The sequence below is a fragment of the Nocardia sp. CNS-044 genome (genome assembly GCF_059570515.1).
Genome location: NZ_JCANSX010000006.1, coordinates 1,281,807 through 1,306,618, shown reverse-complemented (window position 1 = coordinate 1,306,618; position 24,812 = coordinate 1,281,807). Strand labels below are relative to the sequence as shown.

At 65.8% G+C, this 24,812-nt stretch carries 29 protein-coding genes; 9 read left to right on the top strand and 20 right to left on the bottom strand.

The window, feature by feature from the left end:
- Positions 1–31: 31 nt before the first annotated feature.
- From T333_RS14540 to T333_RS14450, 19 genes are all read right to left on the bottom strand, one after another.
- Positions 32–682 (bottom strand): hypothetical protein, encoded by a 651-nt coding sequence (locus tag T333_RS14540; protein ID WP_496424716.1) that lies wholly within the window; start codon positions 680–682, stop codon positions 32–34.
- Between the two features lie 4 nt (positions 683–686).
- On the bottom strand, positions 687–1,961 hold the full coding sequence (locus T333_RS14535) for a hypothetical protein (protein WP_496424715.1): 1,275 nt from the start codon (positions 1,959–1,961) through the stop codon (positions 687–689).
- Positions 1,958–2,296 (bottom strand): hypothetical protein, encoded by a 339-nt coding sequence (locus T333_RS14530; protein WP_496424714.1) that lies wholly within the window; start codon positions 2,294–2,296, stop codon positions 1,958–1,960. Before T333_RS14530 ends, T333_RS14535 begins: the two co-directional genes overlap by 4 nt.
- Positions 2,297–2,329: 33 nt before the next feature.
- Positions 2,330–2,950 carry a DUF3558 domain-containing protein gene (locus T333_RS14525; RefSeq protein ID WP_496424713.1) on the bottom strand — a complete coding sequence of 207 codons (621 nt, stop codon included), beginning with the start codon at positions 2,948–2,950 and terminating at the stop codon, positions 2,330–2,332.
- Complete coding sequence (locus T333_RS14520) at positions 2,947–3,342, bottom strand: hypothetical protein (RefSeq protein ID WP_496424712.1); 396 nt, start codon at positions 3,340–3,342, stop codon at positions 2,947–2,949. The genes T333_RS14525 and T333_RS14520 overlap by 4 nt, the downstream gene beginning before the upstream one ends.
- Positions 3,339–4,115, bottom strand: coding sequence for an ESX secretion-associated protein EspG (locus T333_RS14515; protein ID WP_496424711.1), 777 nt, complete (start codon positions 4,113–4,115; stop codon positions 3,339–3,341). The genes T333_RS14520 and T333_RS14515 overlap by 4 nt, the downstream gene beginning before the upstream one ends.
- Positions 4,116–4,120: 5 nt before the next feature.
- Positions 4,121–5,767: a hypothetical protein gene (locus T333_RS14510; protein ID WP_496424710.1), complete on the bottom strand. Its 1,647-nt coding sequence runs from the start codon at positions 5,765–5,767 to the stop codon at positions 4,121–4,123.
- 147 nt (positions 5,768–5,914) lie between these two features.
- Positions 5,915–7,213 carry a caspase, EACC1-associated type gene (locus T333_RS14505; protein WP_496424709.1) on the bottom strand — a complete coding sequence of 433 codons (1,299 nt, stop codon included), beginning with the start codon at positions 7,211–7,213 and terminating at the stop codon, positions 5,915–5,917.
- Positions 7,210–7,578, bottom strand: coding sequence for an effector-associated constant component EACC1 (locus T333_RS14500; protein ID WP_496424708.1), 369 nt, complete (start codon positions 7,576–7,578; stop codon positions 7,210–7,212). The genes T333_RS14505 and T333_RS14500 overlap by 4 nt, the downstream gene beginning before the upstream one ends.
- Before the next feature lie 28 nt (positions 7,579–7,606).
- Positions 7,607–9,037 carry an SNIPE associated domain-containing protein gene (locus tag T333_RS14495; protein ID WP_496424707.1) on the bottom strand — a complete coding sequence of 477 codons (1,431 nt, stop codon included), beginning with the start codon at positions 9,035–9,037 and terminating at the stop codon, positions 7,607–7,609.
- Positions 9,038–9,078: 41 nt separating this feature from the next.
- On the bottom strand, positions 9,079–9,918 hold the full coding sequence (locus T333_RS14490) for a M48 family metalloprotease (RefSeq protein WP_496424706.1): 840 nt from the start codon (positions 9,916–9,918) through the stop codon (positions 9,079–9,081).
- Between the two features lie 440 nt (positions 9,919–10,358).
- Complete coding sequence (locus tag T333_RS14485; protein WP_496424802.1) at positions 10,359–10,778, bottom strand: hypothetical protein; 420 nt, start codon at positions 10,776–10,778, stop codon at positions 10,359–10,361.
- A complete protein-coding gene (locus T333_RS14480; RefSeq protein WP_496424705.1) occupies positions 10,778–12,091 on the bottom strand; it encodes a hypothetical protein in 1,314 nt (437 codons plus the stop codon). The genes T333_RS14485 and T333_RS14480 overlap by 1 nt, the downstream gene beginning before the upstream one ends.
- A complete protein-coding gene (locus T333_RS14475; protein WP_496424704.1) occupies positions 12,088–12,399 on the bottom strand; it encodes a WXG100 family type VII secretion target in 312 nt (103 codons plus the stop codon). Before T333_RS14475 ends, T333_RS14480 begins: the two co-directional genes overlap by 4 nt.
- Before the next feature lie 24 nt (positions 12,400–12,423).
- Entirely contained in the window at positions 12,424–12,747 is a 324-nt protein-coding gene (locus tag T333_RS14470) for a WXG100 family type VII secretion target (RefSeq protein ID WP_496424703.1), read from the bottom strand.
- A 29-nt stretch (positions 12,748–12,776) separates the two neighbouring features.
- Positions 12,777–12,962, bottom strand: a complete 186-nt coding sequence (locus tag T333_RS14465; protein ID WP_496424702.1) for a hypothetical protein — start codon at positions 12,960–12,962, stop codon at positions 12,777–12,779.
- Between the two features lie 376 nt (positions 12,963–13,338).
- Complete coding sequence (locus tag T333_RS14460) at positions 13,339–14,139, bottom strand: class I SAM-dependent methyltransferase (RefSeq protein ID WP_496424701.1); 801 nt, start codon at positions 14,137–14,139, stop codon at positions 13,339–13,341.
- Positions 14,109–14,630 (bottom strand): DUF2505 domain-containing protein, encoded by a 522-nt coding sequence (locus tag T333_RS14455; protein ID WP_354998840.1) that lies wholly within the window; start codon positions 14,628–14,630, stop codon positions 14,109–14,111. The genes T333_RS14460 and T333_RS14455 overlap by 31 nt, the downstream gene beginning before the upstream one ends.
- Before the next feature lie 38 nt (positions 14,631–14,668).
- A complete protein-coding gene (locus T333_RS14450; RefSeq protein ID WP_357254256.1) occupies positions 14,669–15,154 on the bottom strand; it encodes a DUF2505 domain-containing protein in 486 nt (161 codons plus the stop codon).
- A gap of 91 nt (positions 15,155–15,245) precedes the next feature.
- On the opposite strand from T333_RS14450, the gene T333_RS14445 reads away from it, so the two are divergent.
- Complete coding sequence (locus tag T333_RS14445) at positions 15,246–16,286, top strand: UDP-N-acetylmuramate dehydrogenase (protein ID WP_496424801.1); 1,041 nt, start codon at positions 15,246–15,248, stop codon at positions 16,284–16,286.
- Positions 16,287–16,401: 115 nt separating this feature from the next.
- Entirely contained in the window at positions 16,402–17,628 is a 1,227-nt protein-coding gene (locus T333_RS14440; protein WP_496424700.1) for a L,D-transpeptidase, read from the top strand.
- Between the two features lie 25 nt (positions 17,629–17,653).
- Here T333_RS14440 and T333_RS14435 read toward each other — a convergent pair whose 3' ends face one another.
- Complete coding sequence (locus T333_RS14435; protein WP_496424699.1) at positions 17,654–18,475, bottom strand: alpha/beta fold hydrolase; 822 nt, start codon at positions 18,473–18,475, stop codon at positions 17,654–17,656.
- Between the two features lie 164 nt (positions 18,476–18,639).
- Here T333_RS14435 and T333_RS14430 point away from each other — a divergent pair, with 164 nt between their 5' ends.
- The 7 genes from T333_RS14430 to T333_RS14400 all read left to right on the top strand — a co-directional run bounded on the left by T333_RS14430 (position 18,640) and on the right by T333_RS14400 (position 24,531).
- Positions 18,640–19,374: an SDR family NAD(P)-dependent oxidoreductase gene (locus T333_RS14430; protein ID WP_354998844.1), complete on the top strand. Its 735-nt coding sequence runs from the start codon at positions 18,640–18,642 to the stop codon at positions 19,372–19,374.
- A 227-nt stretch (positions 19,375–19,601) separates the two neighbouring features.
- On the top strand, positions 19,602–20,063 hold the full coding sequence (gene mscL, locus T333_RS14425) for a large conductance mechanosensitive channel protein MscL (RefSeq protein WP_354998845.1): 462 nt from the start codon (positions 19,602–19,604) through the stop codon (positions 20,061–20,063).
- Between the two features lie 218 nt (positions 20,064–20,281).
- A complete protein-coding gene (gene mshA, locus T333_RS14420) occupies positions 20,282–21,679 on the top strand; it encodes a D-inositol-3-phosphate glycosyltransferase (protein WP_496424698.1) in 1,398 nt (465 codons plus the stop codon).
- The gene (locus tag T333_RS14415; protein ID WP_354998847.1) at positions 21,676–22,179 is read left to right on the top strand and encodes a type III secretion system chaperone family protein; all 504 of its coding nucleotides are present in this window, start codon (positions 21,676–21,678) and stop codon (positions 22,177–22,179) included. The genes mshA and T333_RS14415 overlap by 4 nt, the downstream gene beginning before the upstream one ends.
- A gap of 324 nt (positions 22,180–22,503) precedes the next feature.
- On the top strand, positions 22,504–22,860 hold the full coding sequence (locus T333_RS14410; protein ID WP_496424697.1) for a hypothetical protein: 357 nt from the start codon (positions 22,504–22,506) through the stop codon (positions 22,858–22,860).
- Entirely contained in the window at positions 22,857–23,750 is an 894-nt protein-coding gene (locus tag T333_RS14405; protein ID WP_496424696.1) for an ROK family protein, read from the top strand. The genes T333_RS14410 and T333_RS14405 overlap by 4 nt, the downstream gene beginning before the upstream one ends.
- Positions 23,751–23,793: 43 nt before the next feature.
- Positions 23,794–24,531: a phosphoglyceromutase gene (locus T333_RS14400; RefSeq protein ID WP_496424695.1), complete on the top strand. Its 738-nt coding sequence runs from the start codon at positions 23,794–23,796 to the stop codon at positions 24,529–24,531.
- The last annotated feature ends 281 nt before the right edge of the window (positions 24,532–24,812 follow it).

Sequence of the window (24,812 nt, the reverse complement as noted above, 5' to 3'; positions counted from 1 at the left end):
GATTCGACGGCGTTTCGTTCTCTTGATCTAATCATAGATGAAGACTCGTTTTCGTCGAGGCTTTATTCACGAAATCCAGAGTAGTAGCCATGCTCAACAGCATCTGGCGAAATTGAGGTCCATTTTCGACGGAAATCGTAGATAATTCGATGACCGCAATGTTGGTGCCATCGTCGGATGGGATAATGGCCTCCATTTGAAAGACCTCCACCCCGTCACTGCTATATTCTGCTTCAGTTAACTCGGGAGCGGGGTAGAGCTGTACTGATTCGGATAATAGAATTGGCCGACCCGTAATGTCTACGGGCGCCAGATCGCCTGAGAAGTTGCTCGATAGTTTGTCCGCACTGAGTTCGTGCACAACCAGGCGGGGATTCCTCGACTCGCCATACTCGAGGATTGAGACGGTCAACCACGAGGTCACCGGCTCGCCGTTGAGAGAGGCATGTTGACCTATTCCGCAATAGACCACATTCTTGATTGCCAGAGTTTTGAGAAAGAAGTCCAGTGTACCGAGCACGCGCGGAACCGTTTCCAATGCGACGCCGGATGCGGCACTCAAGGCGTCCACCACGGGACTGCCGATCAGGCGATCGATTCCGTCGAGAGGTAGTTCATGATATCCAGGGGGGAGATTCGCTGCGACGGAATATGTGCCGCGAAGTTTCATTGGGCCGGTCACCGATCTATCCTCCGAATATTTGGCTCAGGGCCAGGCCGCCAATGCTACCGAGGGTGTTCTCTGCTCTCTTGACCACATTCAGGGCAACTGCCGGGTCGGGAGTGCTGTGAGAACCTTCGGCTCCCGTGAACTGAAGTAATTTGTGCACACCTTGCGTTGTTCCCGTGTTGTTGAGTTGATCGGTGACACCGAACACATTCTTGTCCGTCATGTACTTGTTTACTATTCCTGGATTGCTTGCCCCTTCAGTCCATGCTCGGGCCATTCCTTCGAGTCTGCCGACATCTGCCACCTCGTCTCCGAGCAGAGCAACCTTGCCAACCTTACCCAGCGCTCCGGCACCAGGAATCAACCCGAGCGCGTCACCGCTGATCGTGCTCGCCGCGCTCAATTTTTCCTGCCAGCTGCCATGTAGCAGATCGTCACGCATCTCGGCGTCGGTCAGATCGAGGCCCAGTGCACCGACTCCGGCCACCAACGAGACTCCCAGTGCGATCGCATTGATGGGTGGCGGTGTCACTACCGCCAACAACCCAGCGATTGCTGCCGTGGTGGATAAGACGTCGTGGATGCCTTTGCGGTGTTCGTCAATCCAATCTCCGACGGCTTTTACAGCGTCGACGATGTTGTCCCATATGCTCTTGTCGGGCGGGCTGGGCGCGCAGTTCTTTGCGGCTGCGTCGAGGTCGGCGGCGATGCGGGCGGCGACTGAGTTGTGGGTGGTTTCGAGATCGCGGGCGCGGGCGATGATCGAGTCGACCCGGGACTTGATGTCGTTGACCGCGGTGGCAGCCGAGCTGAGTTGGGCGGTTGCGGCGTCGAGGCGGGCTTGGGCGGACTGTAGTGCTGCTGGGTCGCTGAATGTCTGTCGGGCGAGGCCGAGATCGGGGTTCTTGCGGGCCTGATCGAGGGTGGCGAGGGCCTGAGTGTGTTCGGTGCGTGCGGCGGCCGCTTCGGTTTCGAGGCCCCGGGCGGTCTCCTGGAAGCTGACGAGGTTGGTATGCCAGTCCTGGATGAGGCGTACGGCGTTCTGTAAGGAGGTCTGTGCGCTGGCGAGGTCCAGGGCGAGGGTGGTGTCGAAGCTCTCCCGGAAAGCGTTGCCCGCGTCTCCTTTCCACACGTTGTCGTTGCTGTTGCGCAGCCTCATCAGCAACGTGTTGGTTTCGAAGATCGCGTCGGACGCAGTGCTGATCTTGGTTTGCAGGGCGGCGACATCGGTGACAGCGCCGGGGACCGGGTTGAAGCCGAGGTTCGGGTACGGGTTCTGCGGTTGGGTCATGCGGGTGCCTGAGCGGGTTGTCCGGCGCCGCCGGGGAGGGCGTCCTCGGTCTTGTTGATGGCGCTGGCGACGGTCCGATCGAGTTCCTGATAGGCAACGCGGCACCTGTCGACACCGTCCGCGGTGACCTTGGCGGCCTCACCGATGCGTTCGATGCCGTATTTCCAGCGCCGCTGGAAGCTTTCGGCGGCGTCGTTGAGTTGCGTGGTGCCGATATCGCCGCGGCCGTCCTTGGCCATGGCGCTCATGGCGTCGGTGAGGGTTTGTTCGGCGGCGCGTAACGACGTGACGGTTTTGGTGAGGACGTCGATGTCGACATCGAGGTATCCGGCCATGTGAGGTCTCCAGATTTGGCTGCTTTGGGGCGGTTATTTCTCGTCGGGGAGGACGGCCTCTACGGCTTCGGCGGCTTCTTGGATGTGGTCACAGGCGACCCAATCGGTTTCGGGTGAGTCGGAGAGGCGCACGTCGACGGATCCGTCGGGGCCAGTCATTACGATGTCGCATTCCCGTTCAGGGTTGTCGGAGTAGAACATTGCACTCCGGCCGTTGACTACGGTGTCGCGAGCATTCTTGAATCCGCGCTGTCGAAGTTCATCGAGTGTGATGTTGGACGAGTACACCCACAAGCCGCCTACGCGACCCATCCGGTCGCTGAAACGGCTCTTCTCCTTGCGGTCGAAGTCGCATCCGATGAGGGCATAGTCGTCGGAAACCCAGTCCCTGCGTTCGCGAGTGGTCGGATCGAAGCCAAGGCTTGCCACAACCTGGTCCGGCAGGGTGAAGCAGGGATCGTACTCGACGGCTGTCCTGGCGCGTTCCGGTTGGTGTGGTGCGGGTTCGACGGTTTTTGTCATTGCAATAGTGACGGTCGATGAGGGTGCGGAATTTGGTAGTTGCTCTTCAGGAGCGTCCGGACCACAAGAGGTCAAGGTGGCGACGATGCCGCATACGGCGATCGTGATTCGCAGTTTTTCAACACAGTTCACGACGCATCTCCCAACATCTCGGTCGTGTGCGTGAGCCGCCGCTGGTTGATCACATCTGCATCTTCGATTTGGTTGGCGGCCAGCAGGTAGGCTTCCTGAATTCGATAGATTCCGTCGATCAGTTGGTCGAGTACATGCTTCCCTTCCTTGGCTTTCCAGCTGAAACCTTCACGAAGTTCCTGCGCAGAGGGGAAGCCGCCGAAATTGCAGCCGCGAACCACCACGTCCAGCGAGTTGCTGACCTCCATGATCTCCTCGATGAACATGCCGTACGCTTCGACGATTTGCCGTATCCCATCGGCGTCGTATTTGAAATCTCCGCCTCGCGCCATGTCCGCGAACGCATTGATTTCGGCTTTACCGTAGTCGATTGCGGGTAGCTCTTGGGTCATCGTCCAATCCTTTGGCTGCCCGCCGAGCTGCCGAGCCCGGCGCGGGTGCGGAGTTCGTGAGCGATGTGGTCGGCGGAGGCGGGCGTGACGATCGTTTCGGTGTTGACCACGTCGATGAGGTAACGGCCGGAAGCGAATTGGCCGGGTGGGATGTCGATCCAGGAGAGGTACTGGACGGGGTGCGGTCGGGTGGTGAGGCCGCGTTCGATGATCAACTGGCCTTCGGCGCTGCGCCGCAGTCGGGTGAGTTTTCGGATTCGTTCGTCGGTGGGGAGGCGCCCGTCGGCAGCTTTACCCCAACTGAGCGGTGGTTCCTCGCCGCGCACGCGAGGTGTGTAACCGAGCATCGCGCCCGCGCCGCCAGGTTCGGCGGGCGGCATGGTGGCGGCGAGGTGGAGCGGAGCTTCGCCGGGTTCGGTGACGACCAGCCGGACGGGTCCGCCGTGCTGGGGAAGTACCGGTTGTTGGGTGAGGACGACCGCGAGGTCCTCGATTATCGCGGCATGGGTGCGGATTTCGCGACCGTCGGCGAGTGTCCCATAGCAGCGCAGGCGGATATCGGGAGACGCGAGTGTGGCGAAGATCGGGGCGAGTGTCTTGGTCTCCGTCACGGGGAATCGTTGCTCGAATCCGATCAGCTGGCGAGCGTATTCGTCACTGGTGGTGGCGGTTTCGTAGATGCGCAGCGGGTCGGGGCGGTAGAGATCATCGAGGTCGGTAAGCGTTCGCCATAGCCAGGCGAACTCGTCGGGGCTCACCGTGAGTGATGTCATGACGGTCACTGAGGGTTGCGCTCCGATCCAGGAGCATCGGTGCCGGACGCGGGAGAGGACGCGGATTCGCCGGGATCCCAGGCGTATTCGGCGAGCAGAGCCGCGGCCTCCGGCGACATCGTGGGCGATTGGGGCGTCATCGCGGGTGTGACGGCGGATGGATCGGCAGCGCCCGGCGCGGGTTGCGCCGATGCGGCGCCGCCATTGGTTGGGAAGGGAGGGATGTGGTTCGGTAGCTCGGGCTGGGGTTCCGGTGAACTCGGGAACCGCTCGGTGGCCACACCGGCCATATCCGCGACGTTTGCGGAGGCAGGGATGAGATCGTCCGCGTCGGAGGCGTCCGGGTCGGCGCCGATGACTCCCGGCGCGGCCTCGATGCCTTCGAGCCAGTCGGGCTGCACCTGCCGAAGATAGTCCGGGATGGAGTGATCGGAATCATCGTCGCCTCGGCGTTGCCCCGCCGCGCCGGGAGCCATGGATCCCATCGGACCGTGCGCGCCTAGTCGAGTGTTGGCACCGCCTGCCGGGGCCGCCGGTGCCGTGGTCGGTGCGGAACCACCTGTGCCGGGCACCGATGCCCCAGGGCCGGGTGTTGCCGCATGCGGGGTGCCCGGCATCGCAGGGGTACCCGCTCCCGGCGTACCGAGCGTGGGCTGGGCCGTCGTCGGAGTGGCCGATGCCGGGGTGGTGCTCGCCGGGGTCGTCGACGCCGGGTCTGTAGGTTGATCCGTGCTCGTCGGGCTTGCTGGTTGATCCGGCTGCTTGTCTTCGGGTTGCTCGGGAGCCGTCGGGGGGGTTTCTTGCTCGGTGGCTGTGGGTTCGCCTTCCTGCGGCGAGCTGGGAGAGGTGGGTTTTCCCGCTGCCGGACCGGTGTTCGGTGTGCCTGGGGTGCCAGGCGTGCCGCCGTTGTCCAGAGCGTCCGGAACGAAAACATACGAGGGCACACCCGATCCGGCCGGAGGGTAGCCGGGCTTGTAGATCGTGTTCATGGCGGCGATGTTGGCGAGGCGGGTCTGCTCCTCGGCCGCGCGGGTGGTGGTGATGGTCGCCGGATTCGGGATGCCCGGGATGATCGACTGTTGCGGGTCGTCCGGATCGGAGGGCACGGCACTCACAACTGGAGGCTGTACGGCGGCGCGGAGGGCTTCCGCGGTGTAGTAGAGCTGCTCGGTGCGGGTACGCATGGCGGAGAACACTTGAGCGATCAAGTTGGTGGTTTGTCCCAGCCGCGTCGACGCGCTGCGTGCGGCATCGCCTGCTTGTCCGGCCAGCGCGCCGTCGCTCAATAGCGTGTTGATTCGCGCTTGCATCGTGAACGCCACAACGCCCAGTTGGCTCGCCGCGTCGTTCCAAACCTTTCGGGCAGTTGCCAGTCCGGCGACGTCCATGCCGCCCGGACCGTGCACGGCGTTGTACAGATCCTGCTGGGACCAGCCCTCGAACCGTTCATTGGATTGCGCGAAGTCCGGGTCGGTGTCGGCGCCCTTGCTGGAGAGTTCGGCGGAATCGGTTCGGACGTGCTCCTGAGTTTTGCCGAGATTCTCGGTGGCCGCTCTACTCCGACTCTCCGCGTTCACGGCGGCGATCGCGGCCGGGTCGAGTATCACCGATAGTCCGTTGCCGCCCGGTGTCGTCGGATTCTGCTCAACCACCGGCTTTCCCCCCTTGTTCATCCCAATGTGTTATCCGCCCTGAGCGGACATAGCCGCGACTTCCTGTGCGCCACAGGCAACTCCGTTCAGCGCTACCCAATCCTACTTTGGGCCACCGTCCGAGGTCCTTCGGGCGCCGCAGCTGCACTACCGTGACTTCTTTCGTGACGCCAGTCCACGCAGCTTCTCGTTGGCGCGTTGTGCGCGTTGGTGTCCGGCGCGGTGCCACCAGGTGATGGCCTCGGATGCTCGACCGCGGTAGCGGAGCCGGATCGCTAGGTTGTGCATCGCGTCGCGGTGGTCGGCTTCGGCGGCTTGCCGGTACCAGACGAGGGCGTCGTCGAAGCGCAATGATTTGTCGAGCATGACGGCGAGGTTGTACATGGCGTCGGGGTTCCCCGCCTCCGCGGCTCGGCGCCACCAATCTTGGGCGTCGCTGAATCGCTTGATCTCGTGCAGGAGGCTGCCCAGATTCCCCATGGCGTCGACATCGCCCTGCTCGGCGGCCTTGCGGTACCAGTCATGCGCTTCGCGGGGCTTCCCTTGTGTGCGAAGCAGATTCGCCAGGTTGTTCATCGCGCCGGTGTGTCCCTGTAACGCTGCGCTGCGCCATAGGATCTCCGCCTGCGGAAGGTCGTCCTGGTCGGCGAAGCGCTGGCCACGCGCGAACAGCGTCGCGGGAGTGTCAGCAGGCGAGACGATCGGCGCGGTCGAGCTGTCTTCGGGTGGGAGGGAAGATGTGGTGAACAGCCGCAGTTCGCCCGCGACGTTGACGCTTCGACGTTGCGGACGGGGGTGGCCGTTGCGGAGCAGGATCTGGTCGACCTTCCGGTACAGCTCGTCCAAGGTGATGGCGGGGTCGGTGGCAGCGCTCAGTAGTGCGGCGGTGAACGCGGTGTGGCGGTGGCCATCTGGTGCCACCGAAGGTTCGGTCCGGGAGGAGGAAGCGATGGTGTAGGTGCCCTGGACGTCGATTTGGCCTTGCACCAGCGTGGATGGCGCGCTCATGGCCTCGAACGCTCGTCCCGAGAAACAGCAGTCCAGGATGAGAACACGGGTGCGGGCTCGGCTTGCCATGAGGTCGTCGCGCAGCGTGGAGAACGGTACGGAGCTCCATTTCGGGTGCTCCTTGCTGCTACCGGGCAGCGCCAGATACAGCTGTCCGCGTCGGTCGACGATGCCGTGTCCGGTGTAGTACACCAGCAGGACGTCGTCGGCTTCCCGCGCGGCGGACCCGACCGTGGAACCCACTCGAGGACTGTCCGGATTCGTGAGGACGCTGCAATGGCTTTCGGCGAGCCCGCCACCGTCAGGCGCGGTCAGGAGCTGCGCAAGGGCCGCGACATTGTTCAGGGCGGCCGGAATGTCGGGGAACTCGACATCGTCGTACTGGCTCACACCGACGAGAACGGCACGCCAGCCGCTGCGCGTGGACGTTGGGCTCACTGGGGTTTGTCGGCGCGCTCGAGCATGCTCTGCAATGCTTGGGCGACTTCCGGGGTTTTGATTCGTTTGGCGTCGAGGGTGAGCGCGGTGTGCTCATCGATCTCGAGTGTGAGGGCGATATCGGATCGGCGGGTCGTGAACCAAGTGGTCAGCGAGTAGGTCAACGCGGGAACGATTCCTCCCGCACCAACGGCGACGACGAGCACGTCATAGAGATCGCCCATCTGTCCCGGGCGAATCCGGTTCGAAGGCATCTCCACTCGACCTCGCAGGTCGTCATCGTCGTTGAACCACTCGAGGAGTTCGATGAGGTCGTCAGCGCTACCGCTGGTACGGATGGTCAACTGTCCCTTGGCTTCTGGCATATCATCCATCCTTCCGTGTTCGGGTTCGTCAGTTGTGCGGAACCGGCGAGATCACACGGCTGCCTCGGCTATTCCGGACATCGTTGTGGGCGGTGCGACTTTGTCGGAATTCCACGGCCTCGGCGAGTTCTTTGAAGTCGATGAGTTCACCGGTCAGGCTTTCCAGGTGTTCGCGTACTTCCGCGGGCGTGGCGTAGAAGAATTCGCGGCGGTGGTTAACCTTGTTGACACGTTTCTCGGCCAGGCGGCGATGCATCTCCTCTTCGATTCCGGCTGCATCGTCGGCGAAGAACATGGCGTGGATGTCGTAGCGGAACGGCACTGCCGTGTTACCGAGTTCGCGGATCCGCTCGTCCGGATCGAATCGGCGAGTCAACCCGATCTGGACGACGCCTTCGCCGAACGCGCCGATGTTGGAGATGACATACACGTAACCCGCGCGGATATTGGACGCCCGGTAGTCGATGCTGCTGATGGCCTGTTCCAAGGCCGCCAGCCTTTCTTGCAGGTCATCCGCATCAGAGCTGTCGCCGCTACCTGCGGCCTGGAGTGCGGTGAGGGCGTTGCTGCATTGCCGCTGTTCCTTCTCGTATTTCGCCCGCTCGCGTGCGAGTTCTTCCTGGGCTCGGCGTTCCTCGCGGAGCTTGTCTCGCTCGGCGCGTTCGCGATCTTTCTGCCGTGCGACGAGCTCGAGATGATCGGCGGTCATTTCCAGCTCGCGGCGGCGAAGCTGGTGGTAGTCGGGCGCCACACGCAGTTTCATCGTCTTGCCCAGCCGTTCGAAGGCGGCGGCGATCTTGTCGAGGCGGTCCAGCGCGTTGTCCAGTTTGTGTGGCTTGAGACTTCGGACGAGGTTGTCCGCCTCGGCGTTATAGGCGCGCAGCATCAGCGTCGAGTATTCGCGGATCATCTTGCGCCCATCGGTGACCGAGTTGTTGACGACCCAAGGGGCCAGCGACTCGATCGCGCCGCCGTCGCGTCGCGCCAAGTCCTTGATCTCACCTCGCAGGCGCTCGAGCTGTTCCCGGTAGGCAACCGCGTCCGATAGGGGGTGACGGTATTCATAGATACCGATCTCCTGGAGAATCATCTCCTCGCGGGTGTTGACGATCTGCATGCGCAGGTTGTCCAGCTGCGCCTGCTGCTCGGTGACCTGTGCTGCGCACTGATCACGCAGCCGTTGCAGTTCGGCGAGCTCGAGGCCGCCGGTGCTAGTCAACTGCGCTCGTAGTCGCTGGATTTCGGCGAGTGCTTCGGCCAGCTCTTGTGATTGCTTCTTCGCGAACCCACGGGCGCCGAACAACGGGACACTCGAGGTGGTCGACGCGCGACGTTGGCCGGGCTCCGTGCCAGCCGCAGAACCGACTGGTGCGCGGTCACCGGTCCACTCCGTGCCGTTCCAATACCTCAGAAAGCCTGCTTGCTCAGGGTCCGGGTACCAGTTCGGTGGAACAGTCATTCGTGATCCCCCTTGTCGCAGTCGATGTTTCGAGAATGTCGCTACGGGCGGTGCTGGATGTTCAGGTACTTCTCCAGGGCGTGAATCCGCGATGCGCAAGAGGGGTGGCTGGCGAACATGTTGGCGCGCAGTCCGTTCCGTCGCCGAGCGTCGTCGTACCCGGCGTGCAGCCACCCGTACAGAACTTCGAGCAGAGCTGGGCCGTAGCCGAGCTGTGCGGCGACTCGGTCGGCGTCTGTTTCCTGGTATCGGCTGAACCAGGCCAGCGCGAACGGAACGGCCCACAGCAGCACCATCAACGGGTGGATCGAATAGAAGAACAGCGTGATCAAACCCAGCCAAAGCAGCGGGAACAGGCGGACGATGGGACCGATGAGACAACCGGCCGCCTCGCTTCCTGCACGCCCGCCCAAGGCGCCACCTGCTGCACCCAGCGTGATTCCGGTGACCAGCGCGAATGCCAACTGCGTCGACCAGTGCAGGGCTCGCATGAGCAGCCGGCCGGGCAGGGAGTACCAATACGTGAGGAGTGTGGCCCATGAATGCCCGCCGAGGTGGTGCCCGAGTTCGTGCGCCAACAGCGCTTCGAGCTGATGCGGTGGAAGTGTGAGCGCGCCGCGTGTGACTGCCACGATGTGTCCGGCCGCAGCGGAGGCGTTGAGGTCGTTGGAGTCCTCGACCCAGAGCCGGTACTGGTCCGCTCGGACTCCGGCGCTGTTGGTGACCAGACCCCAGGCGTGGTCTAGGCGCTGCTGTTCGGGGAGGGTCGGCTGCCGATAGCGGAAGAACGCCCGGGCGATCACGTATTCGGTGGGCCTGAAGAACACGGCGGTCCCCGACGCGACGAACACGATCAGCGCCGTCCAGACCGCTGCGTTCATGGAAGAGATGAGAGCCGACGCCGTTCCGACGACGATCAGGCTGAGCGCGAATCCTGGCAGGCCAGCGATGAGCGTCCCAGCGGTCGACGGATGGATGCCGCGCCGAAGCCGTGGAGTGCTGACCGCGTTCAGCGGGTGCGCTTCCGAGTAGTGTTGGAAGACAGCTGATTTCGATCGATCGTGCTGTTCGTCACCAACCGCCATCTTGCCCCCATCGATGTCGCGCTATAGCGGGTCAGCTTAGCGCGATCGCTCCCCGGGCATGAACTGACGGAGGAATCCTCCCGGGCGCTTCTGCCCGCGAGCTGTGAGCTAGTGTGTCGCGCCAGGTGAGCGAATCAGCAGCGGAGACAGGGCGGGGCAGTTCAGTTCGGCAAGTGCTGAACGGACACGCGACATGAGCTGTGCGGGGGTTCGACAGCCGCCGGTTGTGACGCCAGCTACTCCGTTCCGGGCAGTGGCTGCCCGACGCGATTGGTCGAATCGGAGTACAACTCGAATGTTGGAGCCTGACTGCTTCGGAAGTGGACCTGCCCCCAGTCGCCTTCGACTTGGAAGACGCCATCCTCGTTCGTGAGCGAGTCGATGTTGCCCAGGTCTTCTTCTCCAGAAGCGTCGGTGTAGGTTGCGTGGGACCGTGACACCCATTCGACATCGGAGATGTCGTCGAAGGTCAATAGACCGCGCGCATAGCAGTACTGCTCACCTTCGATCGGATCGTGGTAGGCCGGATGGCCTTGGAGCAGGACTGCCTCCAAGTCGAAGGCGAGCCTCGCACTGTCCTCGATGATTTCGAGTACGTAGCTGTCTTCGAGATACAGGCGCGACAGCTCGGGGTAGTCCGTGTAATCACGTTCCATCACAAGTCCCAATCTATCGGAGTGTGATTGCCAGTGCTTTTCCGCGTCACGGGCGCGCCGAACGGGTCAGTGCGCTGGCCGTTTGCGTCCCGAATCTCGACGTGGGGGTTTGCACTTCCTGGCGCTCTGCTGCTTCCCTGCTTGATGGTGAGCCGCACAACCCCATTCGAGTCGGTATATTTTAGTGGTCCGTTCGGAGTCTGAGACGGCGTCCACCCCTGACTCTCCGCATAAGCTTTGAGTTCACTTGCCTTCGGGGTTCGGCCATTCGCAAACAGGTCTGTGAAATTTTTTCGCGAGGTGAAGGCTGCTTTTGCTCTTTCCAAGAGTTTAGTGGCCAAGTCTTTGATGCGCTCGACCGCTGCTTTCCGTGCGGCGGTGATCTTCTCGACCACGACGACAGCCTTGAGCTTGCTAGCTTTGACGACGGCGCGAATGATATCGATAAAATTGTCGATGGCTTTCGCGGTCCGTGCAGCGACGACGGTTGCGGCGGCCCCGAAGGTGATGCTCGAGGCGAACAGGCCGACCGCGAGGGAAATCCCAATCTCCAATAGAATCTGTTCGGCGAGATCGTCTAATGTCGCGTAGAGGTCCTTGCGGAGGTCTTCGAGAGCATTCTTCTGGTCGCGGCAAGCCTGGGCGAGTTCGCCGTAGGCGCCAGCGAGATCGGAAGCGGCGCTTTTGAGTTCACGTAGGTCCTCATCGATGAAGTTCGCGTCAGGGGAGGTGACCGTTTCGAAGAGAGCTGCGGCACGTTCTAGTTGATCTGGGATGGCCGTCACAGAGGCGCTGGTAGCTAACGCATTCCAAACATCGGCTGATTTATTGAGTTTTTCGGTGTTCCCATCTGGAACAGGGATTCCGATCTTGGCCATCAAGTCGAGGCCGTAATCCTCGATCCCGCGTCCCGGCCCGCCCGCGGAGGGCGGGACGAGCAGGTCGGCGAGTTCCTGCGGTGAAAGGCTGAACGATGGTGTGGTGTTGGGAGCGGTAGGTTCGGGCGTACCGCTGCTTGGATCATGGTCGGCCAGGGCGTGGTTGTAACCCGCCTGTTTGAGAACCTGGGCGTAGCCATCCAGGGCCAGCACCAGGTCGATCGACATGGAATAAACGTCTGCGGCCTGTTGGTCGTAGGATTCGCCCCATAGCTTGCCGTCGCCGACGCTACCGGCCATCAAGGTCGTGTCACCAAAAGAACGCATTCCGGTCTTGAACGCGGTGAACATGTCGGAAGCGGCTTTCGCGCAGATGTTCGCCGCGTCGTAGTAGTTCTGTGTGGGGACATCGAGAAAGGTCGCGGATTCGGTCACGACCGGCTGCCCGTGCTGCGTCCGAGCATCTGAAGATTCGCGGCAACGGCAGCGTTGTAACGATCGCGCGCAGCGACCGCGGATTGCCGCATGGTCGTGATGCCCTCCGAGACTTCCTGCGCCCCGGCGAGCCATTGCGTGAATGCCTCGTTCGCGGCAGTAGCTGACGGGCCGGTCCAGCTGGACTGCACGGCGGTGATGCGTTGCTGGATACCATCGAGGCTCTGTTCGAGGAATCCGACGAAGCCAGCAACTCGGTCCGTAACGTTCTCGAGTTCGTTCAAATCGACGCGATAAGAATCACTCATGGATTTGGTTCCCTATCAACAGCTTTAAGGCAAATCGAGCGAGCTGGCGCCCGCAGCGCGTGTGGTGTCGAGGTCGGTGTGGGTGGTGGCAACTACTCCCAAGAGCTTGGCCAGTGTCGCGAGTGAGTCCAAGACGTTTTCCGCGCCCTGGCGGGTTTCCTCCCATCCCGCGCGGTAGGCGGTGGCGGAGTTCCCGGTCCAGGTCTCGAGAAGTCTGCTTATTTCGACGTCGAGGGAACGGAACCCGCTGACCAGTTCCTCTGCCGTCAACTGGATATACCGGCCAGCGTCAGTGACCTCGGCGGGAACGACATCGAACGTCCCGTCATCGGCTCCCGGTTGCGCCACTTCATCCCCCTGACTATTGCATCTGGAGGCTACACGATCACGACCAAGCCTTGACGGTGGTGTTTATCGGTGCGATTCCGGCGGATGGCCAGGCAGCGGTAGCGGTGCGGCAGGGCAAGGATCTGTTCGATGATCCAACGTTCGGCGGTCACCTTGTCGCCGGTACCGCCGAGCATATAGCCGGTGATACGTCGTTGCCGCAGTTCGTCATACACGCACGGGCAGTCATAGCGAGTCAGCGTTGCGCGAGGGAAATTATGGCAGCTCGAACGGCAGGACTCGACCTTGGCTGGCCCGGGTACGTCGGAAAGGTGGCGCCGACGGTCGGTGACGGGGCTCGACCAGGGAACGACGGCACGCAGTCGCGCGCCGAGCGATGCTCCGCACCGAAAAGCCTGCGCATAGCTGCTCCTCGGGAGCGCGCAAGCGGACGCGGGGCTCGCGATGGAGGCGGTCGGTGGCCGGGGTGTGACGATCGACCACGGGACGGACAGCCTCGCCGCGAATCGGTCGGCGGTACTCGCGCACCGGAAACCTTTGTGCGCGTGGTTGTTCCACGGTGCTAGCAGAGGCAGACCCGCGACGACGATTTCACTGACGGGGGGCGACGACCGACCACGGAACCGACAGCACGCAGTCGCGCATCCGTCGGCGATACTCCCGCACCGGGAACCCTTGCGCACGTAGCTGTTCCGCGGCGGAACGCCAGCGGACCCGAGGTCCGAACGGAGCGAGCGGCGCGGCGTGCGAGTACGCGCGGTCGGCGGCGGTGAGCAAGGTGTGGATCGGTTCGCCGGGCACATTCCGGTGGATGAGCGCCTTCGGCAGTCGCTCGGCGATGTCGGAGGGGCGCTCGACGGTGAACGGATCCCACGCCAGCGTCAGCGAGAGCGGGCCGGTGCGGTCCAGCAGCACCCAGGCGCTGCGGCGGCCCAGTTCGTCACAGGTGCCGTCGACGAGCAGGCCGTCGGGCGCCATGGCGGAGAGGATGGTCGACCAGGCGTCCGGCACGGCCGACTCGGGGTACTGGCGCAGCACGTTGAACGCGCGCACCAGCACGGGACGCAGACCGGCCAGCTCGAAACCGCCCCTGGCGAAGGTGACGCCGTCGCGACCGGGTACCACCCGCTCCGGATCGATTTCGAGACCCACCATCCGCACGTCCGGCCGCACCCTGCGCAGCCTGCCCGCCAGCTCGAAGGTGGTCCACGGACTCGCGCCGTAACCGAGGTCGACCACCAGCGGATCGGGCGCCGCCGACAGGCGCGCGGTGACCAGCTCGTCGTGCATCAGCCAACGGTCGCTGCGCCGCAGCCGGTTGACGCCGGTGGTCCCCCTGGTGATCGTGCCGATAGGTCTGCTCAGCTGGTCGGGTTTCGCTCTTCCAGCCACTTCACCGTTTCCTCGGCCTCGCCACGGAACAGATCGACGAGGTTCACCAGAATCAACTGCTCGAGGCGCGGGCCGACCATCGGGATGAACACCTTCGCCTCCGAGGAGAAGCGCACGGTGCAGCCGGTTTCGGTGGGGAAGAGCTTGATGGTGCCGCTCAGGCTGCCCGGCCCGGCCGGAATCGACGCCGAGAACTTGCCGACGGTCTCCTCGCCGTTGTACGGGCCCCAGCTCTCCTTGCGGGTGATGACCATGTCCTTGCGCATCACGGTCTGCGCGATCTCCGGCAGCATCTCGCGCGGCAGGGTGTGATGCAGCACCACGTCGATCCCGGAATCGCTCACCTCGTGGCTGACCACCTCGTTGGCCGGCGTGTACTTTCGCATCTCGGCGACCCGCGCCTCCCAGTACTCGCGGGTCGACAGCGCCTCGTACAGCTCCTTGGTGGTGTGCAGCGGGTAGCGGGCGGAGTAGTCCAGTCGGCGTGCCATTCGAAAAAGGTTACTGGGTGACGGTCAGCACACGATCCTCAGTGCTGGGACAGCCAGGTGTTGGTGAACTCCTCTTCCGACTGGAGGAGTTCGGTGAGGCGTTCCTGGATGGCGGCTTCGATCTTGCTGCCGAAGAGCGGGACCTTCACCTCGATGCTGCCGTCGAGGGTGGCGGTGGCGGCGGTGTCGTCGCCGGTCAGGGTGATGGTGCCGCGCATGGTGGCAGGAGCGCCCTCGACGCGGACGTCGAAGGCGGCGGTGTCGCCGGTCCAGTTCTCGGTGCGCGGGATGATCAGGTCACCGGGGCGCACCGCGGTGATGGCGGGTGGCAGCAGTTCGGCGGCGATGGCCTGCACCATCTCGACGCGGACCTGATCGCCCTCCACGGTGACCGACTCGAGGCGAGCGTTCGGTCCGCCGACCTCGGCGATGCGGTCCTTCCAGTACTGCTCGTCGGCGAAGGCCGCGCGCACGGCGGCGACCGGGTGGGAGTAGCGGGCCGTGTACGCCAAGGGTGTAGCCATGGTTGGACACGCTACCGTCTGGAGCGTGCGAACTTCACGTGTGGTGGCGACCGATCAGGCGCGCGACGTGCTGGCCGACACCGGTGCGCTGGTGCGCGACGAGGTGCGGCTTGCCGAGCTGACCACGCTACGGGTCGGCGGCCCCGCGCTGGTCGCCGAGTGCGCCTCGACGCAGTCCGTGGTGGCGACGGTGCGCGCCCTGGACGCGGCGAATATCCCCGTGCTGCTGCTCGCGGGCGGCTCGAACCTGCTCATCGGCGACGACGGGTTCGACGGCGTCGTGGTGCGCATCGCGACCGCGGGCGTCGAGATCGGCGCGGACGGCGTCGTCGCTGAGGCGGGCGCGAACTGGGACGCGGTGGTCGCCGCGACCGTGGCGGCCGGTCTCGGCGGTCTCGAATGTCTTTCCGGCATACCGGGTTCCGCGGGCGCGACGCCGGTGCAGAACGTGGGCGCCTACGGCGTCGAGGTGGCCGATCTGCTGCGCCGGGTGCGGCTGCTCGACCGCGCGAGCGGCGAGATTCGCTGGGTGGAGCCCGCCGAACTCGGCTTCGGCTACCGCACCAGTGTGCTCAAGCACCGCGACGACGCGGTGGTGCTCGACGTGGATTTCGCGCTGAACGCGGGCGCGGCGAGCGCACCACTGCGCTATGGCGAACTGACCAGAGTCCTGGACGCCACCGAGGGCGAGACCAGACCCGCCGCGGACGTGCGGGACGCGGTGCTTCGCCTGCGCGGGGGCAAGGGCATGGTGCTCGACGCCGCCGATCACGACACCTGGAGCGCGGGCTCGTTCTTCACCAACCCGGTGGTCCCGCACGCGCGCGTGCCCGAGGTACGGGACGCGATCACGGCGCACGTGGGTGATGTCACGATTCCCACCTACCCGGCCGTGGACGGCGTGAAGTTCTCCGCGGGCTGGTTGATCGAACGCGCGGGCTTCGCCAAGGGCTTCCCCGGCCCGGACGCCGCGGCCCGGCTCTCCACGAAACACACGCTGGCACTGACGAATCGGGGCGCCGCCACCGCCGAGGACCTGGTCGCGCTGGCCCGCACCGTGCGCGACGGCGTGGCCGAGCGTTTCGGCATTCGGCTCGAGCCCGAGCCCGTCACCGTCGGCGTCACGCTCTGACGTGTCGGACGATCGAACCGCACAGCCGAGGCGGAGATACGCCTGACCGCACGAAATGGGCGGTGCGCCAGGCAACGGGCCGGTCGGGTCGTTCGCCAGGCGTAAATTCGATGCGGTGAGCAAGCGTCCCGTGATCCGCCGACCGGTGGCCGCCGTGTCGGCTGTTCTGTTCGTCGTGGTCGCCCTGGTGGCCGGTTGTTCCAGCGACGACAAGTCCGGCGAAGCGTCCGGTCCGGTGGCCGAAGTGACCATGAGCCCCGGCGACGCCGACGAGAACGTCAACCCCGTCGCGCCCGTCACCGTGACGGTCGCCGACGGGACCATCGCCCAGGTCGCGCTGACCAACGCGGCGGGCAAACAGGTGCAGGGTGAGCTCAGCCCCGACAAGCGCACCTTCCGCATCACCGAACCGCTCGGCTACGACGCCACCTACACATGGTCGGGCACCGCCGTCGGCGCCGACGGCAAGCCGGTCCCGATCGACGGCTCGTTCCGTACGCTGGCGCCGAAGAGCACCGTCCCGGCGACGGTCAACATCGGCGACGGCCAAGAGGTCGGTGTCGCCGCGCCGATCATCCTCCAGTTCAAGTCCCCGGTGACCGACAAGGCCGAGGTGGAGAAGGCGCTGACCGTCACCACCGATCCGCCCACCGAGGGCGCGTGGGCCTGGTTCCCTGACGACAACGGCGGTTCGCGTGTGCACTGGCGGCCCAAGCAGTACTGGACGCCGGGCACCACCGTGCACGTCGCCGCCGACCTCTACGGACTGGACCTGGGCGGCGGGAACTACGGCTACTCCGACCTCACCTCGGACTTCCGCATCGGCCGCAGCCAGATCGTGCAGGCCGACGCGCCGAGCCACCGCATGCGAGTGGTGCGGGACGGTCGGACCGTCTTCGATTTCGCCGTGAGCTACGGCCAGGGCAACGAGCCGCGCAACGTGACGCGCTCGGGCATCCACGTGGTCACCGAGAAGTACGAGGATTTCCTGATGTCGAATCCGCCGTACTACACCAACGTCAGGGAACGCTGGGCGGTGCGCATCTCCAACAACGGCGAATTCATCCACGCCAACCCGGAATCCCTTGCGGCGCAAGGCTCGGCGAACGTCACCAACGGCTGCATCAACCTCTCGCCCGCCGACGCCCAGGCGTACTTCCCGACCGCGCGCTACGGCGACCCGGTCGAGGTCACCGGCACCTCGATCCCGCTGTCCGCGGCCGACGGCGACCTCTACGACTGGACCATCGACTGGGCGACCTGGAAGAAGATGTCGGCGCTGGACGGGTCCGCGTCCCCGGTCGTCTCGGCCACCCCGGTCTCGCCGGGGCCGCCCCGGTAGGGCCCGGTCGCGCTCACGCCGGTCGCTACAGACTGTCGATGAACTCGGTGACCTCGGTGACGAAGCGCGGGCGGTCCTCGATGAACAACCCGTGCTGCGCACCGGGCCAGAACGAGGTACGCGCCCGCGGGGTGTTCTCGGCGATGTAGCGGCCGTTGTCGATGGGGACGACGGGGTCCGCGTCGCCGTGCAGCACGAGGACCGGAATGTCGAGGGCGCGAAGGGTTTCGGTGTTGTCGACAGAGCGGTAGAAAAGCGCCTTGCGCACCGCGGGCGGGGTGGCCAGGCTGATGCCGAACAGCCGCTGGGCGTCCACGCCTTTGTCCGGGCCCGGGCCGGTGTTGGCGTTGCCGAACGCGGCGAAGGCCCTGGTGGCGCGACCCGCGCTCGCCTCGAAGACGCCGGGGATGGCCTCCTGCATCGCGGGTCCGGTCGCGGCGCCGGGTACGTCGCGCCCGATATTGGCCATCGAGCCGGTGAATACGACGCCCGACACCGCGCCCGCGCCGTAGGCGGTGAGGTAGTCGCTGATCACGATGCCGCCGTAGGACCAGCCGAGCAGTACAGCGTCGGACTCGATGCCCTCGGCCGCGAGGACCGCGGCGAGGTCGGCGGCCCAGTTCTTGGGATCGTCGTAACCGTTCTCCGGGACGCCGGAATAGCCGTGACCGCGCAGATCCATCGCGATCACCCGGAACCGGCCGGCCAGATCGTCGGCCGCGCCGCCCCAACAGCGCAGGCTCGCCGACCAGCCGTGCACCAGGACGAGTGGCCGTCCGTCGGCGGGTCCGTCGATTCGATAGACGATGCTGGTGCCATCCGCGCTGACCGCTTCCCGAAGTGCCATGCCACCCAGCGTAAGGCCGGGCGCCGATGCTCCGCGCGGGTGATCCGTGCGGTAGCGCGTGACACCGGCAAACACCCCGCACTCGAGCGGCGCTGCCGGGCGAAGCCCGTCGACAGACCCCGCACGGCCGGAGCGACGGCGCAGGCACGCCCTAAACTCGCCCCATGAGCAATCGCACCGCCGTCGTCACGGGAGCCAGTTCCGGCATCGGGGAAGCCACCGCGCGGGAACTCGCCGCGCAGGGCTATCACGTATACGTCGGCGCGCGCAGGCTCGACCGGCTGCGCGCGCTGGCCGACGAGATCGGCGGCACCGCACTGGAACTCGACGTCACCTCGGAGGAGTCGGTCGCGGCCTTCACCGACGCCGTGCCGTCGGTCGATGTGCTGGTCAACAACGCCGGTGGCGCGAAAGGCCTTGCGCCCGTGAGCGAAGCCGACCTCGACGACTGGCGCTGGATGTGGGAGACCAACGTGCTCGGCACGCTGCGCGTCACGAAGGCGTTGCTGCCCAAGCTGATCGCCTCCGGCGACGGCCTGATCGTCACCATCACCTCGGTCGCCGCGTTCCACGCCTACGACAACGGTTCCGGTTACACCTCGGCCAAGCACGCCCAGGCTGTGCTGCACCGCACGCTGCGTGGCGAACTGCTCGGCAAGCCGGTGCGGCTCACCGAGATCGCGCCAGGCGCGGTGGAGACCGAGTTCTCTCTGGTGCGTTTCGAGGGCGACGCGGAGCGGGCGGCGAAGGTATACGAGGGGATCGATCCGCTGGTCGCGGCGGACATCGCCGAGATCGTCGGTTTCGTGGCCTCGCGACCGCCGCACGTCAACCTGGATCAAATCATCGTCAAGCCGCGAGACCAGGCCGACCCCGGACGCTTCGCACGCCGTTCCTGAGCCGTGCTCTGCGGTCTGGTCGGCCGTGCCACATACTTTCCGCACGCGACACATAGGCGGTGGCTGTGTGGGGCGTGTGGTGGGGGTGTGGGAGCGGGGGATTCCGGTGTTGTGGGTGTGAGGTTCCGCTGGAGCGTTTGCTGGGGATTCGCTGAGTTGCGGAGTCGCGGTTAGCATCGGATCGTTTTTCTGAAACTTTGCTACACCGGATTGGAGTTGTTCGACTCATGCTCAAGGGCTTCAAAGAGTTCCTGATGCGCGGCAATGTCATCGACCTCGCCGTGGCTGTGGTGATGGGCACCGCGTTCACGGCGGTGGTTACCGCGGTGACGAAGGGCGTGGTCAATCCGTTGCTCGCCGTTTTCGGCAACGCCAACGAGCTCGGCCTCGGCTTCCACCTGGTGCCGAGCAAGCCCGCGACATTCATCGCCGTCGGCCCGATCGTCACCGCCTTCATCGATTTCGTGATGATCGCGGCGGTCCTCTACTTCGTGCTCATCATGCCGATGAAGACCCTGAAGAACCGGTTCGGCACCACCAAGGCGGCCGAGCCCACCGAGACCGAACTGCTCATCGAGATCCGCGACCTGCTCGCCAAGCAGAGCGCCGACGCCCGCGCCGCCCACAACGCGGAGACGCTGGCGAAGCTCGACCGGCTCGATCCGACGCTCGGGAGCTCGCACCAGTAGTCGCGGGCGCGCGAGACCTCGCCAACCGCGCACGGCCGACGCGCGTACTGCGGGTGGCGACCCGCCCTTGGGCCGCGCATGGCCGGAATGGATGCGAACGTACGCACATACATTCGAATCGCAGGTCAGCGCGGTTCGTGAGCCCTCTCACCTTTTGCTGTGTGATGACTCTCACTTGCCCGGTAGGCGGCGTCGGCGGCGGTTATCCACCGTGCACTATGGATGTTGTGAGTCAACGTGCGGACCAACGGCCGAACCGGATCGCCGTGCTGTCGGTGCACACGTCGCCACTCGCGCAACCGGGCACCGGTGACGCGGGCGGCATGAACGTCTATGTGCTGCAAACGGCTCTCCAGCTGGCGCGACGCGGGACCGAAGTCGAAATCTTCACCCGCGCCACCTCGTCGAACGTCCCTCCGGTTCAGGAGGCGGCGCCCGGGGTGCTGGTGCGCAACGTGGTCGCCGGACCGTTCGAGGGGCTCGACAAGCACGATCTCCCCACCCAGCTGTGTCCGTTCACCGCGGAGGTGCTGCGCCAAGAGGCGCGTCATCAGCCGGGTCACTACGACTTGGTGCACTCGCACTACTGGTTGTCCGGCCAGGTCGGCTGGCTGGCCAGGGATCGCTGGCGGGTGCCGCTGATCCACACCGCGCACACCCTCGCCGCGGTGAAGAACGCCGCGTTGGCCGATGGCGACTGCCCTGAGCCCGTCACCCGCGAGATCGGCGAGAAGCAGGTCATCGCGGAGGCCGACCGGATGGTCGCCAACACCGCGGAAGAGGCGCGTCAGCTCGTCGAGCTCTACGGCGCCGACGCCGAGCGCATCGATGTGGTGCCGCCGGGCGCCGACCTGGCCCGCTACCGTCCCGGTGACAAGGCCGCGGCCCGCGCCGAGCTCGGCCTTGCCGCCCATGAGCGGATCGTCGCTTTCGTCGGCCGCATCCAACCACTCAAAGCCCCCGACGTGCTCGTCCGCGCGGCCGCCGAATTGCTGCGCACCGATCCGGACCGCAATCTGCGGGTGCTGATCGTCGGCGGCGCGTCCGGCAGCGGACTGAAGCGCCCCGACGCGCTGATCGAGCTGGCGTCCGAACTCGGCATCACCGACCGCGTGACGTTCCTGCCGCCGCAGCCGCCGGACCGTCTCGTGCAGGTCTACCGTGCCGCGGACCTGGTCGCGGTGCCCAGCTACAACGAATCCTTCGGCTTGGTCGCCATCGAGGCGCAGGCCAGCGGCACCCCGGTCCTCGCCGCCGACGTCGGCGGACTCGGCACCGCCGTCCGGCACGGCGAGACCGGACTGCTCGTCCCCGGCCACCGCACTCCCGACTGGGCCGCCGCGCTCGGCGCGCTGTTGGACGCGCCGGGGCGTTTGGATGAGATGGCCCACCGCGCGGTCGCGCATGCCACGAACTTCTCCTGGGAGCACACCGCCGACGGGCTGCTCGCCAGCTACGCCGCGGCGCTCGCCGGATTCCCCGAGACCGAACTGGGCGGTGGACCGGTGGCGACGGGCGCGGAACGCACTAACCTGTCCGGTGCCGCGCTCCTCGGCGAGGGCGGTCAGGCCAGATCGCGGGCGCTGTGGCGGCGCCGGATGGGAGTGCACCGATGACGGAGATCCAGTCGACCGTGCGGCTGATCGACGAGACGCTGCGTGATCGGGAGATCGAGTACACCCGCCCGGGCGAGGACGTCTTCGTCGTCGTGCTGCCCGGTGAGCGCAAGCTGAAGACGACGCTGATGCTCACCGTCGGCAAACACGGCGTGCGCATCGAATCCTTCGTCTGCCGCAAGCCCGACGAGAACTTCGAGGGCGTCTACAAGTTCCTGCTCCGCCGCAACCGCCGCCTCTACGGCGTGGCCTACACGCTGGACCGGGTCGGCGACATCTACCTCGTCGGCCGCATCGCCACGCACGCCGTCACCGAGGACGAGCTCGACCGCATCTTCGGCCAGGTGCTGGAGGCGGTGGACGCCGACTTCAACGTGCTGCTGGAACTCGGCTTCGCGGAATCCATTCGGAAGGAATGGAAGTGGCGGGTCTCGCGCGGGGAGTCGTTGAAGAATCTGCTCCCGTTCGAGCATCTGGTCGAGTCTTCCGAGAACTCCTGACTTTCGCACCCGATGGTGCGCGTTCGGCCCAGCGATCCCGAGGCGCTCCGGCTGACTCGAAGACTCGGGTCGCGGTGTCGAGCGGCTGGAGTGTGTGCTCGATCCGGAGATTCCCGGCGGCCACGGCTGCTGCACTCGATGGTGCCGAGCGGCCATCGAGCGGACGGTCCGAAGGTGCGGGGCAACCGACTGGCCTTCCGTCCGGAGTCCGAACGGATGCCGCGTGTCCGAGGCGGTGCGAACGGGTCGCCGGTCGATGAGCCCGACGTGCGGAGCGGCCGACTGTTGCCGACGAACTCGATTGCTGCAAGTGGCTCCCGCCTGATGGGTCTGGAGGTGTCGAGCGGCCGCCAGGTGCCCGGCTCGAGGATGCCCGGCGACTTAGAGGCTGAGCCAGTGGGGTCGAGCGGCGGCCGGGCGTTGATGCTGAAGATGCCGAGCAGCCGCCGGGTGCTGATGCTGGTGATGCCGAGCGGCCGCCGGGCACTTGCTCTGATGGTGCTCGGCTGCCGCTGGGCGCTTGCCGTGATGGTGCTTGGCTGCCGCCGGGCGCTTGCCCTGATGGTGCTCGGCTGCCGCCGGGCAACTACCGTTGGCGACCGCACAGCAAGATCATTCGGCACCGGACCGTCGCGCGAACGCGGCGGTCCGGTGGCGTTGGGAAGTGGGGGTTTCGAATGACCGTTCTCGCTCTGGACATCGGCGCGACCAAGATCGCGGTCGGCTTGGTGGGGGCCGACGGAATGACGCACGAGGTAGGCCGCATCCAGGTGCCGCCGACCGGCGTGTGGGAGGCGGTGCGCGGGCTGTTGCTCGCCGCGGCCAACGGATCCGAGGTGGACCTGGTCGGCATCGGCTCGTGCGGTCCGGTGGACGCACCCGCGGGGATCACCACCCCGCTCAATATCCCGGAGTGGCGCGACGGATTCGCGCTGGTGCCCGCGGTGCAGGAACTGTTTCCTGGCGCCACGGTGCGCTTCGCCATCGACGGGGTGTGCCTGGCGCTGGCCGAGCGGCATTTCGGCGCGGCGCGGGAGACGCCGGACGCGCTGGCCATGACGGTGTCCTCGGGGATCGGCGGCGGTGTGATCGTCGGCGGGATGGTCGCGGTCGGGCACACCGGCAACGCGGGGCACATCGGTCACATGATCGTGCCGGGGTCGACCGACCCGTGCGCCTGCGGCGGGGTCGGCTGCGTGGAGGCGGTGGCCAGCGGCCCGTCCTCGGTGCGGTGGGCGCGCGAGCGCGGCTGGCACGGAACCACCGGCATCGAGCTGGCCGCCGACGCCGAAGCGGGGGACCGGATCGCCAAGGCGGCGCTGCGGCGCGCGGGAATCGCGCTGGGCCAGGTGATCTCGTCGGCGGCCGCGCTGCTCGACGTGGATCTGGTGGTGATCGGCGGCGGCTTCGCGCAGTCCGGTGAGCCACTGTGGCGACCATTACAGGAGGCCCTCGGCGCGCACGCCCGCATCGAGTTCCTGCGCGACCTGCACGTAGTCCCTTCGGAATTGGGCGATCAGGCCACCCTGGTCGGCGCCGGACTGCTCACCGCGCTCGCTCCGGCATCCTGACCAGGGCTCCGGCGCGCGGTCCGCGCGTGGCAGGATGGCCGTCATGACGTACACCCTCGTGTTGCTGCGCCACGGCGAGAGCGAATGGAATGCCCTGAACCTGTTCACCGGCTGGGTGGACGTGCACCTGACCGACAAGGGCATCGCCGAGGGTAAGCGCGCGGGCGAGCTGCTCGCCGAGCACGGCATCCTGCCCGACATCGTCTACACCTCGCTGCTGCGCCGGGCCATCTCCACCGCGAACATCGCGCTGGACGCGGCCGACCGGCACTGGATCCCGGTGATCCGCGACTGGCGGCTCAACGAGCGGCACTACGGCGAGCTGCAGGGCAAGAACAAGGCGCAGATCCGCGACAAGTACGGCGACGAGCAGTTCATGTTGTGGCGGCGCAGCTACGACACCCCGCCGCCGCCGATCGACCCGGCCAACGAGTACAGCCAGGAAGGCGACGCGCGGTACGCGGGCATCGAGGTGCCCAAGACCGAGTGCCTGCTCGACGTGGTGAACCGGATGGTCCCGTACTGGGAGTCGACCATCTCCAAGGAGCTGCTCACCGGCAAGGCCGTGCTGGTCGCCGCGCACGGCAACTCGCTGCGCGCGCTGGTCAAACACTTGGACAACATCTCCGACGAAGACATCGCGGGCCTGAACATCCCGACCGGCATCCCGCTGCGCTACGAACTGGACGAGAACCTGCGCCCGGTGCGTCCGCGGGAGTACCTGGACCCGGAGGCGGCCGCCGCCGGAGCGGCCGCGGTCGCGAGCCAGGGCGGTAAGTAGTACGTAGTTCGATGCGCCGCGGCCGGTTGATCGGCCGCGGCGCATCGCCGTTTTCGGGCGGCCTCGGCGTCACCCAGTTGAAGCGCGGTTCCGCCGAGTGCCCCAGGCCTGGAGCGCTGCGGGTGGTCCGATGCGTCGGCCGAGTGCGCACCTGCAGCGCCGTTAGGTGGCCGACCTATCCGACTGAGTCGAAACCCCGAGTGCCGCGAGGTTGTCCCGACCCGCCCGGCCGATGACAATGCGTCCTGGGCCGCTGGGCCGCTGGGCCGCTGGGCCGCTGG